Annotated in this window: 9 protein-coding genes; 3 read left to right on the top strand and 6 right to left on the bottom strand. The window is 67.1% G+C overall.

Translation table 11 applies throughout. From position 1 onward, the window contains the following. Nucleotides 1–6: 6 nt before the first annotated feature. The 6 genes from M1L61_RS21870 to M1L61_RS21845 form a co-directional block, all read right to left on the bottom strand. The gene (locus M1L61_RS21870; RefSeq protein ID WP_071305540.1) at nucleotides 7–1,785 is read right to left on the bottom strand and encodes an MFS transporter; all 1,779 of its coding nucleotides are present in this window, start codon (nucleotides 1,783–1,785) and stop codon (nucleotides 7–9) included. Between the two features lie 192 nt (nucleotides 1,786–1,977). Beyond that, nucleotides 1,978–3,093: an amidohydrolase family protein gene (locus tag M1L61_RS21865; protein ID WP_010482153.1), complete on the bottom strand. Its 1,116-nt coding sequence runs from the start codon at nucleotides 3,091–3,093 to the stop codon at nucleotides 1,978–1,980. After that, complete coding sequence (locus M1L61_RS21860) at nucleotides 3,090–3,866, bottom strand: DeoR family transcriptional regulator (protein WP_010482152.1); 777 nt, start codon at nucleotides 3,864–3,866, stop codon at nucleotides 3,090–3,092. Before M1L61_RS21860 ends, M1L61_RS21865 begins: the two co-directional genes overlap by 4 nt. A gap of 33 nt (nucleotides 3,867–3,899) precedes the next feature. Then, complete coding sequence (locus M1L61_RS21855) at nucleotides 3,900–5,234, bottom strand: D-tagatose-bisphosphate aldolase, class II, non-catalytic subunit (protein ID WP_241874711.1); 1,335 nt, start codon at nucleotides 5,232–5,234, stop codon at nucleotides 3,900–3,902. A gap of 17 nt (nucleotides 5,235–5,251) precedes the next feature. Then, nucleotides 5,252–6,190, bottom strand: a complete 939-nt coding sequence (locus M1L61_RS21850) for an ROK family protein (protein WP_171954898.1) — start codon at nucleotides 6,188–6,190, stop codon at nucleotides 5,252–5,254. Further along, nucleotides 6,183–7,337, bottom strand: a complete 1,155-nt coding sequence (locus M1L61_RS21845) for an SIS domain-containing protein (protein WP_248854106.1) — start codon at nucleotides 7,335–7,337, stop codon at nucleotides 6,183–6,185. The genes M1L61_RS21850 and M1L61_RS21845 overlap by 8 nt, the downstream gene beginning before the upstream one ends. 322 nt (nucleotides 7,338–7,659) lie before the next feature. Between M1L61_RS21845 and M1L61_RS21840 the strand changes: the two genes are divergently transcribed. From M1L61_RS21840 to M1L61_RS21830, 3 genes are all read left to right on the top strand, one after another. Next, entirely contained in the window at nucleotides 7,660–11,019 is a 3,360-nt protein-coding gene (locus M1L61_RS21840; RefSeq protein ID WP_248854105.1) for a TIM-barrel domain-containing protein, read from the top strand. A gap of 132 nt (nucleotides 11,020–11,151) precedes the next feature. Further along, nucleotides 11,152–14,127 (top strand): TonB-dependent receptor, encoded by a 2,976-nt coding sequence (locus M1L61_RS21835; protein WP_248854104.1) that lies wholly within the window; start codon nucleotides 11,152–11,154, stop codon nucleotides 14,125–14,127. A 65-nt stretch (nucleotides 14,128–14,192) separates the two neighbouring features. Beyond that, complete coding sequence (locus M1L61_RS21830; protein ID WP_248854103.1) at nucleotides 14,193–15,548, top strand: Gfo/Idh/MocA family oxidoreductase; 1,356 nt, start codon at nucleotides 14,193–14,195, stop codon at nucleotides 15,546–15,548. Nucleotides 15,549–15,822 lie beyond the last annotated feature (274 nt).

Here is a 15,822-nt window from a genome sequence, read left to right as displayed (position 1 = left end):
CGACCGCTACCGGGCGAACCGTGCCTCGATCTCTTCCAGCGACTTGCCCTTGGTCTCCGGTAGCCAGAACGCGGCCACCAGGAAGAACACAAAGGTGCACGCCGCCCAGAACACGAACATGCTGGCGTAGCCGTAGTGGCCCACCGTGGGCAGGAAGATGGCGGCGATGGTGGTGGACACGAACTGGTTGATCAGCAGCGCGATGCTCATGCCATTGGAACGGATGCGGTTCGGCATCAGCTCCGACAGTGCCAGCCACACGCACACGCCGGGGCCGACGGCGAAGAACGCGACGAACACCAGGATGCAGGTGGCCACGGCCCAGCCGTGTGCCGGTGGCGGCACCGGGCCAATGCGGGCCTGCTCGATGCGCAATGGCGCCTGGCTGGCGCTGGCCGGGTCGGCAAATGGATTCAGGTGGAGTTTGCGGAAGAACGCACCGATCACGCTGTCCGGCTGCACGGTGCCGGTGCGCTCGATGCGCAGTTCGCGATCAATCAGGTTGTCGCTGCGCAGGGCGCGCACATTGGTGAAATCACCATAGGCGTACGACACGGTCAGCTGCATCGGTCGGCCCTGGCTGTCGATGCCATTGCTCAGGCGTTGCCACTGCGCGTCATCCAGCACCAGCTGCAGGCCGTCGCCGCTGACCGCCGCCTGCAGCTGAGGCTGCACATCGGCGCGTCCGCGCTCGGCCTGGAAGAACAGCGTGGCCGCCGCCAGCAGGGCCACGCAGATGCCACCGCTGCCCAGCATCAGCAGGAACTTGCGGCCCTTGCGGTCGACCAGCAGCAGCGCGACCACGGTCATCACCGCGTTGAGCAGCTTGATCGCCACGTCGGCACCGTTGGCCACCGAACCGGACAGGCCGGCCTGGTTGAGGATGTTGACCGCGTAGGCCAGCACCGAGTTGATGCCGGTGGCCTGGGTGCAGGCCAGCACCACGCACGCGAGCACGAACGGCACCACGTAGCGGCGGCTGAGCAGCGGATCGCGCTTGCCGTCGCTGCTGCTCGATTCCGGCGCCTGGATCTGGGCCAGCGTGGGCTCGACGTCTGCGGCGGGGAGGACGCGCTGAAGGCTGCGGCGGGCTTCATCGATGCGGCCGCGGCGCACCAGCCAGCGTGGTGATTCGGACAGCCAGAAGATACCGGCGCAGAACAGCAGGCCGGGCGCCAGGCAGGTCCAGAAGATGGTGCGCCAGGCGTGGTCCTTCACCGTGAACAGTTCCTGCGCCTGCTGCGCGACCGGCAGCGAGCGCACGGCCTCGGCGGCGGCATCCACGGCATGGGCGTGGTACAGGCCGATCAGGGCTGCCAGCACCAGGCCAACGGTCAGCAGCAGCTGGAACATGGCCGCGCCGCGCCCGCGCCGTTCGGGGCTGAGCACTTCGGCCAGGTACAGCGGAATCACGACGCCGATCAGACCGCCACTGATGCCCTGCAGCAGGCGTCCCAGCAGCAGCGGCGTGTAGCCGGAGGCCAGTGCCATGATCGGAATCGAGGCGGTGAACAGCAGGCCGGCCAGCAGCATCGCGCCGCGGCGGCCAATCAGATCGGCGATCATGCCGGCGAACAGCGAGGACAGCACGCTGCCCAGCAGTACGGCTGCCACCACGAAGCCGAGCTGCTGGCTGCTGAGCTGCCAGGCGTGACTGGCGGTCGCTTCAAGATAGGGCAGGGCACCGGCGATGATGCCGATGTCGATGCCGTACAGCAGGCCCCCCAGGCCGCCGATGAAGAGCAGGTAGCGTACGGGCCAGCGCGGGGCGGTGCTTGCAGTCATCGGCAGTTCCTGTGGTAGCGCCGGGCCAGGCCCGGCGGCGGTTCGTCGCAGAGTGCATTCTGTAGAGCCGAGCCATGCTCGGCTGCTTTCCGTTCCGATATCGAGGTTCCCCATGCCGCGCTTCGCGCGGCGAGCCGAGCATGGCTCGGCTCTACAGGGAGCCCGCGCGGCATCCGGGCCGCATCGCTTGCGTCAGGTCAGATCGACGACGCGCCCGCCGATCACCACCTGCTGCAGGCGCAATCCGGCATCCAGTACCACCAGGTCGGCACGGGCGTCGGGCGCAATGCGACCGCGATCATCCAGGCCCAGGTAATCGGCGGGGAAGGTGGACACGCGATGCGAGGCATCGGCCAGTTCCAGTCCCACACGCACCAGGTTGCGCAGCGCCTGGTCCATGGTCAGTGCGCTGCCGGCCAGCGAACCGGTGGCCAGGCGCACGCAGCCGCCGCACTTGTGCACGCGCTGTTCGCCCAGGGCGTACTCGCCATCGGGCATGCCGGTGGCGGCAGTCGCGTCGGTCACCGCATACAGGCGCGGGATCGCGCGCGCGGCCAGGCGGATCACGCCGGGATGGATGTGCTGCAGGTCGGGAATGATCTCGGCGTACTGCGCATGTGCCAGCGCCGCCGCGGCGATGCCAGGCCGGTAGTGGTCGACGCCGGTCATGCCGTTGAACAGATGGGTGAAGCCGGAAGCCCCGGCCTGCAGCGCAGCCACACCTTCTTCGTAAGTGCCAGCGCTGTGGCCAAGCTGCACACGGATGCCCATTGCCGAAAGCGCGGGAATCAGCGCGGTGTGCTCGCCGATTTCCGGCGCCAGTGTCATCACCCGGATCGGTGCAAGTGCATGCAGTTGCTGCACCAGCGCCAGCGTCGCCTCGATGGTGCGGTTGGGTTGTGCGCCCAGGCGCTGCGGGCTGATGAACGGCCCTTCCAGATGTACGCCGGCAATGCAGGCGGCGTCGGCATCGGGCGCTGCCATGGTCGCGGCCACGCCGTGCAGCGCGTGCTCGATCTCATCCAGGCCGGCGGTCATGGTGGTCGCCAGCAGTGTGGTGGTACCGAAGCGCAGGTGGGTGCGGGCAATGGTGCGGGCCACGTCGCCGCCCTGCATCAGGTCGACGCCGGCCGCACCATGCACGTGCAGGTCGATGAAGCCGGGCAGGATCACCGGCAGCTGCAGGTCGTCAGCGCCGCTGTGGTCGTCCACCTGCAGCTGGCGGATGTGCGAATCGAAGTGGACGTGGCCACGCCGCCAACCCAGCGGCGTGAGGATGCGGCCATGCAGGGTGCGGGTGTCGGTCATGCAGTGGGCTCGGCGATGATCACCTCGATGCCCAGCCGCTGCAGCCCTTCACGGGTTGCGTCGTCGATGCCGGCGTCGGTGATGATGGCGTGGATCTGATCGAGAAGTGCGATGCGGTGCAGGCTGACGCGGCCGAACTTGGAGGCGTCGGTCAGCACCACGATGCGGCGCGCGCGCTCGACCATGCGGTGGTTGAGGCGGGCTTCGGCTTCATCGTGGGTGGTCAGGCCGAACTGCAGGTCCAGGCCGTCCACGCCCAGGAACAGGGTGTCGAAGCTGTAGGAGTTGAGGCTGGCTTCGGCCTGGCTGCCCTGCAGCGACAACGACTGCTGGCGCAGCAGTCCACCGGTCAGCAGCACGTTGATGCCGGGCGCGTTGGCCAGTTCCCAGGCGATGTTCAACCCATTGGTCATCACCGTCACGTCGCGCTGGGTGCGCAAGTGACGGGCCAGGGTCATCGTGGTCGAGCCGGAGTCGATGATGATGTTGTCACCGGGCCGCACCAGGCGCGCGGCACACGCGCCGATCGATTCCTTCAGCGGCAGGTTCAGTGCGTCCTTTTCGTGGATGTCCTGTTCCTGCGGCGGCGTGCGTACCAGCGTGGCGCCACCGTGGGTACGGTTGGCCAGGCCTTGCGATTCGAAGTGGGTCAGGTCGGCACGGATGGTCACCGCCGACACGCCGAAGCGCTCGACCAGATCGGCCACCTGCACCGAGCCGTGCTCGATCAGCAGCTGCAGGATCTGTTGCCGGCGGGAGCGGGTGTTGCGCATGGCCATTCTCGGTGTCGCGGGGAAAGGTAGAGATTAGCCGTTCGCAGCAACGGCGGCAGCCGCGTCTGCGTGATGCGTGCGGGTTCCGGCCTGGTTGGCGCTGCACGCACGGGCGTACTCGCCCAGGCACAGGCCGACGCGATGCCGTGCCAGCGCGGTAGGCGTATTGGCCAGGGTGCCCTCGCGCACGGCGCGGTACTGCTCCGGCAGGTACTGGCTGAGCAGTACCAGCGGCGGCGCGTGCTGTTCCAGGTTGGCGAACAGGGTCTGCACCGCCTGTACCAGCGCCGGCTCGCCCCAGTAGTAGCGGCAGCGGTCGCTGAAGGAATAGCTGCGCAGCAGGCGCAGCGCTGCCTCATCGCCCTGGTAGTAGGACTGCCAGTACTTCGGCTGCGCCACCATCACTTCATCCAGCACCTGCGGCAGGCGCGAGCACTGTGCGGCCGGCAGCAGTTCGGCCTCGATCGCGGCCAGCGCGAACAGCGCTTCGCGGTAGGCGAAGGTCGCCGCCGGGCCGACCTTGAGGATGGCGAAGTGGTCGCGCACCAAGGCGTGCAGGCCACTTTCGCGCTGGTAGTCGGTGGAATGCGCTTCGAACACGATGCGCGGCTGCTGTTCGAGGAAGGCGGCCAGCGTGCTGGCGGCGGCCGGGTCGTACTCGTGCACACTGCTGTGGTCGAAGTCCACGCCCGGTTGCACCACCATGGCGATCACGCGCTGCCACGCATCGCGCAGCTGCGGCGTATCGAACGCCTGCTGATGAATCGCCAGGGTCTGCGCGGCAGCAGCGGGCGTGGTCACCTGCAGGCCTTCGGCCAGCGAGGCTTCGCCACCGGGAATCGGCACTTCGGTACCGATCACGTAGACCGGCGGCGGCAGGCCATGATCGGCGGCGGTGCGTTCGGCGATCTCGGCCAGCTCGGCCGAGCGCGCGGCGACGATGGCGTCGGGCAGCGGCACCGGGTCATCGGCGCAGGACATGCTGCAATCGAGGTGGATCTTGTGGAAACCGGCGGCGACGTAGGCTTCGATCAGCACGCGCGCGTGGGTCATCGCTTCGGCAGCCGGGCGCTTCTGCCAGGCATTCGGGCCGAGGTGGTCGCCACCCAGGATCAGCCGCTCGCGCGGGAAACCTTCTTCATCGGCCAGCGTGCTGACGTAATCGCGGTACTGCGGCGGAGTCATCCCGGTGTAGCCGCCGAACTGGTCGACCTGGTTGGAGGTGGCCTCGATCAGCAGCACGGTGCCGTTCGCCAGCGCCACGTGCATGGCCGCACGCAGCACCTGCTCGTTGCTGCAGCAGACGCTGTACAGGCCGACGTTGGCACCGGCGCGGTGGGAGGCAAGCAGGGTCTGCAACGGGGACATGGTCAGGCTCCGGTCAATCAGGAAAACGAGGGTTGGCAGGCGAGCAGGGCGGCACCACGTGCGCCACCAGCATCGCCGAAGCGCGGCGGCACGATCGGCGGAACCTGCACGCCGTTGAACAGATGAGCGGCGATGGCCGCCGGCAGCTGCTGGTACAGCGGCGCGTACTGCGAGAGGCCACCGCCGAGCACGATCACGTGCGGGTCCAGCGCCAGCACCAGCGCGGCCAGGCTGTGGCCAAGCAGATCGCGGTGGATGTCCAGCGCCTTGCGCGCATGTACATCGCCGGCTTCGGCCAGGGCGATCACGGCGCTGGCGTCCGCGGCACTGCCACCAAGGTGGCGCTCGATCATTGCCAGCCCGCTGCCGGACACGTAGCGCTCCACGCAGCCCTGCAGGCCACAGGCGCAGTCGATCAGCGGCAGGCCATGTCGCTGCAGCAGGTGGCCGGGCACGCTCCAGTGGCCCCATTCGCCGGCCAGGCCGTTGAAGCCGGATAGCAGGCGGCCCTGCAGGCAGAAGCCGCCGCCGGCACCAGTGCCGAGGATGGCGCCGAACATGCTGGGGTAGCCGTCGGCGGCCCCGCCATGCGCTTCCGACAGGGCAAAGCACTGCAGGTCGTTGCCGAAGTGCAGCGGGCGTTGCAGGCGTGCCTGCAGATCCTGCGCCACGCATTGGCCGGTCAGTGCCGGCACGTTCGCGCTGAGCTGGCGGCCGCTGCGGCGGTCGCGCACGCCGGGCAGGGCGATGCCGATGGCGGCATCACCGCGGCCCAGCGCCGCGTCGGCCTCGGCCACCAGCGCCACCACCGCCTTCAGGAAGCCGTCGTAGTCACCCTGTGGGGTGGCCACGCGGCGGCGCCAGGTGACCTGCATCGCCGCATCGCACGCCACCAGCTCGATCTTGGTGCCGCCGATGTCGATGCCGTAGCAGGCGTGGGCGATCAGCTCAGCCATGGTGGATGGTGACGCCCTTGACGACGCGGTTGACGGTGCCGTCCGGGAACGGGTTGTCCGGGGTCAGGCCCAGCGCGGCCGAGCGCTGCAGCGCGAACAGCTGCGCGAAGCCCAGCCACACCGGTGCCAGCCACGGATCGTCCAGTGCCGGCACGGTGAGGGTGTATTCGTCATCGGCGCCGATGTCCGAATGCGGGCCGATCGCCAGCACCTGGCCGGCCACGCCGTCGCGGCGCAGTTCTTCCAGCAGGTCCTGCTCGTAGCGGCGCGCCAGCGGCTGCACGCTGCGCAGCACCACCACCAGGGTGTTGCCGTCCAGCGTCGACTTCGGGCCATGGCGGAAGCCCAGCGGTGTGTTGGCCAGCGCCAGCACGCGGCCGGCGGTCAGCTCCAGCACCTTCAGCGCGCATTCGCGCGCCAGCGCTTCCAGCGGGCCGCTACCGAGGTAGATGATGCGGTTGAACGGGCGCTGCGCCAGCACCGCCACCGGTGCATCCCACTGCGCCTGGCCTTCGCGGGCCAGCGCGGCGATCTGCTTCAGGCGCGCCACGCGCGCATCCCACGGCGAACGATCGAACACGGTCAGTGCGGCCAGCAGCATGCAGGTCAGGCTGCTGGTCATGGCGAAGGCGCGATCGCAGCTGGCCGACGGCATCAGCAGCGTGCAGGTATCGGCACGGCCGGCACCACGACGGGCGAGTTCGCCATCGGCGTTGCAGGTGATGTCGAGGAAGCGTGCCTCATCCACATCGGCACGCACGCGGTCCACCGCGGCCACGCTTTCCGGACTGGAACCACTGCGGCCAAACGAGACCAGCAGGGTGGGGCGGTCGCGCTGCAGGTACAGCGCCGGATGGGTCAGCAGGCTGGTGGTGTGCACCACGCGCACCTCGGCCGGCCACTGCGCGTTGATCGCATCGGCCACCATCTCGGCGATGAAGCCGGAGCTGCCGGCGCCGGTGAACAGCACGCGCTGGTTGGGATCGTTGAGGCTGTCGCCGAGGAAGGCCTGCAGGCGGTCGCGGGCACGCGACAGGTCCTGTGCGAGTGCTTCCCACAGCGCAGGCTGCTGGGCGATTTCGGTTGCGGTATCGGCTCCGCCAAGGCGCTGCCAGGCGGACACATCGGAAAGCAGGGTGACGTCCATTCGGAGGTTCCAGTTGGGCCAGCGCACCATCTGTGTTTTCTTTCGAAATGTCAAACATCGAAAGTAAAAAGAAAGAAAATGGCCGAGTGGCTTTCCCAGTCGCGGCATGACCAGGAAAACGAAAGGATGGGTCAAATGCCGTATCGCACAATGCTTAACAGGCGACTGCAAGCGCTTACACAAAGTATTGCAATGCACCAACTTTCGTTTCAATGGAATATATCTTCCTTTTTACTTTCAATTTGTTGACATCTTTCGAATCGCTGCCCTAGAGTCGGCCCAACCGCTTTCGAAACGCCCGGTGAACGGGTTGGGAGTCCGTGTGGAAATCTGCGTTCGTCGCTCGCCGCTGATGCTGGCCCTGTTGCCGGCATTGATGTTGGCGTCCATGCCGGCCCAGGCCGAGCCGGTGGGCAACCTGCGTTCGGTTGCCGCCAGCGCCAGCCGCGACGGCGTGCAGGGCTGGGACCTGCAGACCGACAAGGGCGCGCGCATCCGCATCGAACTGCCGGCCACCGACATCATCCGCGTGCAGGCTGGCCGCAACGGCACGCTGACCGGTGCCGGCGACAAGGCTGCACCGATCGTGCTGCCGCAGCCCAAGGCGAACGTGCAGGCGCAGCTGGAAGAAGACGCGCAGGAAATCCGCGTGCGCACTGATGCACTGGTGCTGCATGTACAGCGGCAGCCGCTGCGCATGCGCCTGGAACGGCTGGACAACGGCCAGCCCACCGCGCTGTGGCAGGAACTGCAGCCGCTGGACCTGGATGCTGCGCAGAGCGTGCAGGTGCTGTCCTCGCAGGCCGATGAAGGCTATTTCGGTGGCGGCCAGCAGAACGGCCGCTACCAGTTCAAGGGCCGCGAGCTGGAGGTGTCCTATTCCGGCGGTTGGGAAGAGGGCGACCGCCCCAGCCCAGCACCGATGCTGCTGAGCAGCCGTGGCTGGGGCATGCTGCGCAATACCTGGAGCGATGGCAGCTACGATCTGCGCCAGAGCGACCAGGCCACGCTGCTGCATCGCGAAGACCGCTTCGATGCCTATTACTTCGTCGGCGCCGACCTGCCGAAACTGATCGAGCGCTACACCCAGCTGACTGGCCGCCCGAACATGGTCGCGCGCTGGGCGCTGTCCTACGGCGACGCCGATTGCTACAACGATGGCGACAACAGCAAGAAGCCCGGCACCGTGCCCGAAGGCTGGAGCGACGGCCCGACCGGCACCACCCCCGATGTGATCGACAGCGTGGCCAAGCAGTACCGCGCCCACGACATGCCCGGTGGCTGGATCCTGCCCAACGATGGCTATGGCTGTGGCTACAAGCAGCTGCCGGAAACCGTGAAGGGGCTGGCCGGTTACGGCTTCCGCACCGGCCTGTGGACCGAGAACGGTGTCGACAAGATCGCCTGGGAAGTCGGCAAGGCCGGCAGCCGCGTGCAGAAGCTGGACGTGGCCTGGACCGGCAAGGGCTACCAGTTCGCGATGGACGCCAACCGCCAGGCGTTCAACGGCATCCTCGACAATTCCGATTCGCGCCCGTTCCTGTGGACGGTGATGGGCTGGGCCGGCATCCAGCGCTACGCCGTCGCGTGGACCGGCGACCAGAGCAGCAGCTGGGATTACATCCGCTGGCACGTGCCGACCCTGGTCGGGTCGGGCCTGTCCGGCATGGCCTACGCCAGCGGCGACGTGGATGCGATCTTCGGCGGCAGCGCCGAGACCTTCACCCGCGACCTGCAGTGGAAGGCGTTCACGCCGGTACTGATGGGCATGAGCGGCTGGTCGTCGAACGCACGCAAGCATCCGTGGTGGTACGACGAGCCCTACCGCAGCATCAACCGCGATTACCTGAAGTTGAAGATGCGCCTGACCCCGTACATGTACGGCCTGGTGCACGAGGCCGCGCAGACCGGCGCGCCGCCGGTGCGTGGCCTGATGTGGGACAACCCGCGCGATCCGCATGCGCAGGATGAAACCTACAAGTACCAGTTCCTGCTCGGCCGCGATCTGCTGGTGGCGCCGGTGTACCGCAGCCAGGCCGCCAGCCGTGGCTGGCGCCGCGACATTCACCTGCCGGCCGGCGGCTGGATCGACTACTGGGATGGCCGCCGCGTGCAGGCTGGCGCCGACGGCCGCCAGCTCGACCGCCAGGTGGACCTGGCCACGCTGCCGGTGTTCGTGCGTGCCGGAGCGATCCTGCCGATGTACCCATCGATGCTGTTCGACGGTGAGAAGCCGCTCGATGAAGTGACCTTCGACCTGTACCCGCAGGGCGAGTCGCACTACACGCTGTACGAAGACGATGGCAACACGCGCCGCTACCAGCAGGGCGAGTCGAGCACGCAGGTGATCCGCGTGCAGGCGCCGGCGCAGGGCAGTGGCCCGGTGCAGGTGCAGATCGATGCGGTGCAGGGCCAGTACAACGGCCAGCTGCCGCAGCGCCGCTACGGCCTGCGCGTGCTCAGCCGCCAGGCGCCGCGTGCGGTGCAGGCCGCTGGCCGCGCGCTGCCGGCGCTGGCTGATGCCGCTGCGTTCAACGCTGCTGCTGAAGGATGGTACTTCGATGCCGCCGAACGCCGCGGCACGCTGCATGTGCGCACCGCCACCCAGGACATCCGCCAGCCGCTGCAGCTACAGCTGGACTTCGCGGTGGCTGCGGCGGTCGCCGACGATACCTATCCGGCAGCACCCGTACTCGGCCGCGAACTGCCGGCCGACAGCCTGCTGGTGGTCAACCGCCCGGCCGAAGAGCCTGGCCATGCGCTGGAAAATGCCTTCGACGACGATCCGGCTACCTGGTTCCGCAGTGTGCGCAACCAGGCCGTGCGCACCGGTGCCCACGAATGGGTGGTGGGCTTCGGCGAGCGGAAGATGATCGATGGCATCGACATCGCGCCACGCAACGACAAGAACTGGAAGCACGGCCAGGTACGCGACTACGAGGTCTACCTGGGCGACAGCAATGGCGAGTGGGGCGAGCCGATCGCCCGTGGCCGCCTGCAGCTGAAGGAAGGCGTGCAGCGCATCGACTTCCCGGCCCACGCCGGCCGCCTGCTGCGCTTCCGCGTGCTGAGCGTGCAGAACCCCGAAGGCGACGGTGCCAGCAGCACCGACCCGATGGTCACCGCCGCACAGGGCAGTGCCCGCGCCTTTGATGCGCTCCAGCCGCGCGACGTCGGCCCGATCGCACTGTCCACCTTCCACATTCTCGAACACCAGGAACCGGAGCGACCGGCCCGGCAGCGCTATCTCTCCGAGCTGCCGGTGCCGGCCGCGCTGGCCAGCCAGGTGCGCGCCGACCAGTCGTTCCGTGGCGATGCCGGCATGCGCATGAACGGCCTGCAGTTCCGCCGTGGCCTGGGCGTCGGCGCCAACAGCCGCATCGACCTGCGCCTGCAGGGCGGCTGGCACCTGCTGCGTGCCGACCTCGGCATCGACGACGCCTGCCGCAACGCCGGTGGCCTGCAGTTCCAGGTCTGGGGTGACAACCGCCTGCTGTACGACAGCGGCCTGGTGAAGGCACCCGGCGTGGTCAAGCCGGAGCTGGACATCCGTGGCCTTTCCAGCCTGAGCCTGCGCACGCTGGGTGCGCAGGGCAGCCAACCCGCCCAGGTCTGTGCCAACTGGGCCAACGCCGTGCTGATCGGCCAGGAGGGCGACTCCGCCAGCATCGTCGCCCCATGACCCCCTCGTAACACCGCTCCTCCCCCGCCCATTCCGACTACGGCCCTCATGGCCGTGGCCCGGGAGCGTTTTGCCCGCCGAACGCCCACGCGCTCACCATTCGCGCCGCACCCCTGCCAGGAGAGAACCCCGATGTTGCCCGCCCGCCACCACCGCCCCCCCTGTCGTTCGATCGCTCCGCTGTCGCTGGCCATTGCCGGCGTGCTGCTGTCGGTCGCCGTTCCTGCCTTCGCCCAGGAGAGCAAGGACAAGGCCACCGACCTGGCCCGCATCGAGGTCACCGGCTCCAACATCCGCCGCACCGACGTGGAAACCGCGTCGCCGGTGCAGGTGATCAGCAAGCAGGACATCCAGAACATGGGTGCGCGCACGCTGCTGCAGGTGCTCGACAACCTGCCGGCCGCACGCCCGGCGCAGCAGGATGCGCGCTCGCTGTTCACCGGTTCCGACGGCGCCTCGCAGGCCAACCTGCGTGGTCTGGGCGCGCAGGGCACGCTGGTGCTGCTGAACGGCCGTCGCCTGTCGTACTACGGCGCGCCGGCCGGCTTCCAGACCCAGTTCGTCAACATCGACGCGATCCCGGCTGCGGCCATCGAACGCATGGAAGTGCTGACCGACGGCGCTTCGGCGGTGTACGGCACCGACGCAGTGGCCGGTGTGATCAACGTGATCACCAAGCGCAACTTCCAGGGCGCCGAGGTCAGCTTCACCAACGACACCTCCTCGCGCATCGACTCCTATGGCGAGCGCCAGGCCAGCATCACCGCCGGTTTCGGTGACCTGGCCGAAAACCGCTTCAACATCTACGGCGCGGTGAACATGTACCGCCGCGACGCGATTCCGCTGAGCGACTTCTACGACAAGCGGCCCGACCAGTACTACGTCAACAATCCGAACTACCTCAACAACCTGCGCCTGGGCGTGGGCAGCAAGCCGGGCGAGTTCAACCCGGGCAGCTACTTCGCCTTCGATCCGGTGACCGGCCGCCGCGTGCAGGAAGCTGCGCCCGGCTGCAAGAACGTGCTGACCAGTGAAGCGGCCGGCCCGCGTTGCGTCTGGGAAACCTGGATGAACAACGAGATCGATGCCGGCGCCAAGTCCGAGCGCAATACCGCCTACCTCAACGGCACCTTCCTGGTGGGTGACAGCACCGAGATCTTCGCCGAGGCGACCTACACCGACATCGACCTGCGCGCCAACGGCGGCACGCCGCGCACCTACGGCACCACCACCGGCAACCCGACCAGCTGGTTCTCGCGCAACACCGGCAACACCGTCAACCAGTTCCTGTACCCGTTCCTGGGCCCGAACAACGAGTACAACCACGCCAGCCCGCAGATGAAGGCAATGATGGGCGGCGTGGTCGGCCTGAACTACCTGCTGCAGGATGCCGGCCCGAACTACTTCGGCCAGCGCAATACCGACAAGAGCTACCGCGTGCTGGCCGGTGCGCGTGGCAACCGGGGTGACTGGAACTGGGAGACCGCCTTCGCCAGCGCCGGTACCCACTCCACCACGTACCAGACGATCAACGTCAACATCAAGGGCTTCGAGAAGGCGTTCGGCCCGTACGCGGTCGATCCGACCACCGGCCGCGTGATCATCTCCGACCACCCGGCATACAAGTTCGGTGAGATCAGCGAAGCCAACGCTGCATTGATCCGTGAAGCGTTCCCGACCTTCGACATCCAGTCGTGGACCCGCCTGCACACCCTGGACGGCAAGATTGAAGGCCCGCTGTTCCAGCTGCCGGCCGGTGAAATGCGCGCCGCGTTCGGCTTCAACGCCAGCCGCGAGACCTTCTACACCCCGGGCAACGCCGATGCGGCCAACGGCCTGATCTCCCAGCAGGGCGGCTCCTGGTTCGACGGCAAGCGCAACACCTACGCGCTGTTTGCCGAGACCGTGGCACCGATCACCGACAAGCTGGAACTGGATGCGGCGGTGCGCGTGGACAAGTACCCGAACTTCAGCGCCAACGTCGCGCCGAAGATCGGCTTCAAGTACCAGGCGTTCGACCAGCTGATGCTGCGTGGCACCTACTCCACCGGTTTCCGTGCACCGAGCCTGGCCGAATCCGGTAACGGCGGCGTGTTCGCACAGCTGGGTGGTTACCGTGACGAGCTGCGCTGCAACGAGACCAACGCCATCGCCAACCTGCTGTTGCGCTCGCAGCGTCCGGGCGATGTCGACCTGGGCAAGAACCTGCTGAACGTCGATTGCAGCCGCACTGTGGCCCGCATGACCCAGCCGAACAAGAACCTGAAGCCGGAGAAGGCGAAGATCGCCACCCTCGGCTTCGTCTACGAGCCGGCGACCTGGCTGTCGGTGTCGGCCGACTACTGGTTCATCTATCGCGACAATGAAATCGTCGCGCCGGACTACCGCCGCATGGAAGACATCATCTCCTCGTCGCGCTCGCCGATTACCGACAGTGACCGCGCCAACCTGGCACAGCTGGCGGCGATGTGTGCCGACCCGGCCAGTGGCGTGAGCTGCCCGTCGGTGCTGCCGGGCTACTCCGCCGGCAACGTGGCCAGCGTGGTGGGCCAGTACAAGAACCGTGGCAAGACCCTGATCGACGGCTTCGACATCGATGCGCGCAGCCGCTTCTCGCTGGGTGACTGGGGCAACCTGAACATCGGCCTGGCTGCCACCATCGCCAACCGCAACCGCTTCTACATGGATGAAGCCAACGGCTGGTACTACGGCGACGTGGTGGGCTACTACAACAACCCGCGCCTGCGTGCCACGCTCAATGCCGACTGGACCTACAAGCAGGTCACCACCAGCATGTTCGTCAACTACGTGGGCGGCACCAAGTGGGCCACCGACCAGGTTGATGAGGTGAGCAACAACAAGGAAACCTGCACCGGCGGCTACCTGGCCCTGCAGAAGAGCAAGTGCGACGGTGCGCCGTCGTGGTGGACCGCCAACATGAGTGTCACCTGGCGCCCGGATGATGCGTGGAACCTGAGCTTCACCGTCAAGAACCTGTTCGATCGCCTGCCGTTCTACGATCCGAACAGCTTCCTGGGTGACTCCAGTGACTACGCAACCATCTTCGGCCGTGGTTACAGTGTGACCATCGGCTACCGGTTCAAGTAATTCCGTTTGCGTGACCTGGCGTGCCGGCTGCGGCCGGCACGCTGCCAAGAGGAGAGATGTTTGCCATGAAGCGTAGGGAATTCATCGCGGCCAGTGCCGCTGTCGCCGCCAGCAGCCTGCTGCCGCAGACCCCGGTATGGGCACGCGGGCGCAAGGTGCGCCTGGCCATGATCGGTACCGGCATGCGCGGGCTGGTGCTGCTGAAGGAACTGGTGCGCCGCGACGATGTCGAGGTGGTCGCCGTGTGCGATATCGAGCCGATCATGCTCGGTCGCGCCGTGGAGATGGTGACCAAGGCTGGCAAACCTGCCCCGAAGACCTATGGTCAGGACCGCGACACCAATGCGTGGAAGCGCCTGCTGGAACAGAAGGGCATCGATGGCGTGATCATCGCCACGCCGTGGGAATACCACGCGCCGATGGCGATTGCCGCGATGCAGGCCGGCGTGGCCGTGGGCTGTGAAGTGGTGGCCGGCATCACCCTGCAGGACCACTGGGACGTGCTGAAGACGCAGCTGTCCACCGGCACCCCGTACATGCTGCTGGAAAACGTCTGCTACCGCCGCGATGTGATGGCCGCCCTGCAGATGGTCCGGCAGGGCCTGTTCGGCGAACTGGTGCACCTGCAGGCCGGCTACCAGCACGATCTGCGCGGCGTGAAGTTCAACTCCGGCGACCCGAACCAGCCCTACGACAGCGGCGTGGAATTCGGCCCCGAGGGCTGGAGCGAAGCACGCTGGCGCACCGAGCATTCGGTGGAGCGCAATGGCGAGTTGTACCCCAGCCACGGCATCGGCCCGTGCGCGATGTACACCGGCATCAACCGCGGCAACCGCTTCACCCACATCAACGCGTTCGCGACCAAGGCACGCGGCCTGCACGAATACACCGTGGCCAAGAGTGGTGGCACCACCCACCCCAGCACCAAGGTGAAGTTCAAGCTCGGCGATATCGTCACCACCACGCTGGCCTGCGAGAACGGCGAGACCATCCTGCTGCAGCACGACACCTCGCTGCCGCGCCCGTACTCGATGGGCTTCCGCGTGCAGGGCACCAAGGGCCTGTGGATGGATGTAAACCATTCGATCCACATCGAAGGCCGCAGCCCGCCGCACCAGTGGGAAGAGTTCAAGAAGTACCAGGACGAGTATGAGCACCCGCTGTGGAAGCAGAATGCCGAGACCGCTGCCAGCGCCGGCCACGGTGGCATGGATTGGTTCGTCATCCACGCGTTTGTGGAAGCGCTGAAGGCCAAGGCGCCGATGCCGATCGACATCTACGATGCGGTGACCTGGAGTGCGATCACGCCGCTGAGCGAGCAGTCCATCGCCAACGGTTTCCAGACGTTGGAGTTCCCGGACTTCACCGCTGGTGCGTGGAAGCAGCGCAAGCCGATTTTTGCGTTTGATGGGAAGTACTGATCCGCTCTGTGTAGAGTTGAGCCATGCTCGACTGGTTTGAACCCGACGCCGGGCACTGCCCGGCGTTGCTGTTTGTGGCGGATTGGCCCCTGCAGTGCCCAGCCCACGCCCGGCCGCCTGTTCGGTCGGCCGCCCGCTTTATCAGAAAACTCTGAAATCCGACGCATTCCACAGTTTCTGACTTGAATGTGTAAACCACATCGGAGATAACGTTCCCCGTGCGGTCAGCCCGCATTCCGGACCAGGGACGATCCGAAGCATGAAGTGGTGAGGC

This window comes from Stenotrophomonas sp. NY11291 (assembly GCF_023277365.1).
GTDB classification, from domain to species: domain Bacteria; phylum Pseudomonadota; class Gammaproteobacteria; order Xanthomonadales; family Xanthomonadaceae; genus Stenotrophomonas; species Stenotrophomonas geniculata.
This window is presented reverse-complemented; position numbering and strand designations above follow the sequence as displayed.

Excerpts from the sequence above, each read along its gene's own strand:
- M1L61_RS21860 (WP_010482152.1), bottom strand. The coding sequence starts at position 3,866 with ATGCGCAACACCCGCTCCCGCCGGCAACAGATCCTGCAGCTGCTGATC.
- M1L61_RS21850 (WP_171954898.1), bottom strand. The coding sequence starts at position 6,190 with ATGGCTGAGCTGATCGCCCACGCCTGCTACGGCATCGACATCGGCGGC.
- M1L61_RS21870 (WP_071305540.1), bottom strand. The coding sequence starts at position 1,785 with ATGACTGCAAGCACCGCCCCGCGCTGGCCCGTACGCTACCTGCTCTTC.
- M1L61_RS21865 (WP_010482153.1), bottom strand. The coding sequence starts at position 3,093 with ATGACCGACACCCGCACCCTGCATGGCCGCATCCTCACGCCGCTGGGT.
- M1L61_RS21830 (WP_248854103.1), top strand. The coding sequence starts at position 14,193 with ATGAAGCGTAGGGAATTCATCGCGGCCAGTGCCGCTGTCGCCGCCAGC.
- M1L61_RS21855 (WP_241874711.1), bottom strand. The coding sequence starts at position 5,234 with ATGTCCCCGTTGCAGACCCTGCTTGCCTCCCACCGCGCCGGTGCCAAC.
- M1L61_RS21845 (WP_248854106.1), bottom strand. The coding sequence starts at position 7,337 with ATGGACGTCACCCTGCTTTCCGATGTGTCCGCCTGGCAGCGCCTTGGC.
- M1L61_RS21835 (WP_248854104.1), top strand. The coding sequence starts at position 11,152 with ATGTTGCCCGCCCGCCACCACCGCCCCCCCTGTCGTTCGATCGCTCCG.